Genomic DNA, 285 nt, shown 5'->3' on the forward strand with positions numbered 1-285 from the left:
AGTTACTGGTGGAACGGATAATGGAGATGGCACGGTAACAGGAGCTATCGGAACAGCGATTGTTCTTACAGCAACTAGTGGTGATTGTGAAACAATCATCACCGTAGCGAGCCCAGCTAATTGCGACGATCCATGTGGCATGCCACAAATGAGTATCGGTGGAACCACATGTTCAGAGGATCAGACGACTTACAGTGTAAGTTTTGTAGCAAGTACAGGAGTTACTGTAACAGCAGATCAAGGAACTGTAGGTACGAATATGATTACCGATATTCCAGCAGGAAC

1 protein-coding gene is annotated in these 285 nt (G+C 45.6%); it reads left to right on the forward strand.

Annotation, left to right across the window (positions count from 1 at the left end):
* On the forward strand, positions 1–285 hold a 285-nt coding region (locus JMA43_RS14015), incomplete at both ends, for a hypothetical protein (protein ID WP_342157326.1).

Origin of the sequence: Joostella sp. CR20, from assembly GCF_038433465.1 — a bacterium.
Lineage (GTDB): Bacteria > Bacteroidota > Bacteroidia > Flavobacteriales > Flavobacteriaceae > Galbibacter.